The organism is Microbacterium testaceum (assembly GCF_001476655.1).
Classification (GTDB): Bacteria; Actinomycetota; Actinomycetes; order Actinomycetales; family Microbacteriaceae; genus Microbacterium; species Microbacterium testaceum_C.
Window position 1 is genome coordinate 1 of sequence record NZ_LDRT01000156.1, and the last position, 1,254, is coordinate 1,254.

The following is a 1,254-nucleotide window of genomic DNA, read 5'->3' on the forward strand; positions in this document are numbered from 1 at the left end:
GTAGGCGACGGCCCCCGCGCCTCGCGCGCCGGAAACCACGAAGGGCGCCGGGAGAACCCGACGCCCTTCGTGTGCTCGCTGGGATCAGCGGGCGGCGTAGTACTCGACGACGAGCTGCACGTCACACGTGACGGGCACCTCGGCGCGCTTGGGGCGACGCACGAGCTTGGCCTGGAGCGTCGACAGGTCGACCTCGAGGTAACCGGGAACGGGGGGCAGCACCTCGGCGTGCCCGCCGGCGGCGGCGACCTGGAAGGGCTCGAGGCCCTCGCTCTTCGGCTTGACGTGGATCTGCTGACCCGGCTTGACGCGGAACGACGGGCGGTCCACGAGCTGGCCGTCGACCAGGATGTGGCGGTGCACGACGAGCTGGCGAGCCTGCGCGGTGGTGCGGGCGAAGCCCGAACGCACGACGAGGGCGTCCAGACGCATCTCGAGCAGCTCGACCAGGTTCTCACCGGTCAGGCCGTCGGTGCGGCGGGCCTCGTTGAACGCGATGCGCAGCTGCTTCTCGCGGATGCCGTACTGCTCGCGCAGACGCTGCTTCTCACGCAGACGGACGGCGTAGTCGCTGTCGGCCTTGCGCTTGGTGCGGCCGTGCTCGCCGGGAGCGTAGGGACGCTTCTCGAGGTAGCGGGCGGCCTTGGGGGTGAGAGCGACGCCGAGGGCGCGCGACAGACGCACCTTGCGGCGGTCCTGAGACTTCGTGGTCACGAAGTTCTCCTTCCGATGACGCGGCCGCGCCTTTCGCGGCTCGCGGGCGTATCGCCCCCTTCCGCCCGATCCGGAGCGCACGCCGGGGCGCACCGGAAGGTGATCACAGGAAGGAGGGGATGCCCGAAAACCCTGTTTCGAGCCGATTCATGCTATCAGAGCCGTCTGCGCGCTCCCGCGCGGCGTCAGCGCCCGTCGAGGATGCGGCGGATCTTCTCGAGGCGGGCGGACACGTCGCGCTCGGCGCCGTGGTTCGTGGGCTCGTAATAGCGCCTTCCCACCAGCTCGTCGGGCAGGTACTGCTGTGTCACGATGCCGATCTCGCTGTCGTGCGCGTACTTGTAGCCCTTGCCGTGCCCGAGTCGCTTGGCTCCGGGATAGTGCGCGTCCCTCAGGTGCAGGGGAACGCGTCCGAAACCGCCGGTGCGGACGTCGGCGATCGCGGCGTTGATGGCGTTGTACGCCGCGTTCGACTTGGCCGTGGTCGCGAGGTAGATGGTCGCCTCGGCCAGCGGGATGCGCCCCTCGGGCATGCCGATG

Annotated in this window: 1 protein-coding gene and 1 pseudogene; both read right to left on the reverse strand. The window is 69.9% G+C overall.

Features of this window, described 5'->3' with window-relative positions:
* Positions 1-84: 84 nt before the first annotated feature.
* A complete protein-coding gene (rpsD, locus tag NS220_RS16870; protein WP_013586600.1) occupies positions 85-714 on the reverse strand; it encodes a 30S ribosomal protein S4 in 630 nt (209 codons plus the stop codon).
* A gap of 185 nt (positions 715-899) precedes the next feature.
* A pseudogene (locus NS220_RS16875) lies at positions 900-1,254 on the reverse strand (replication-associated recombination protein A); the annotation flags it as partial.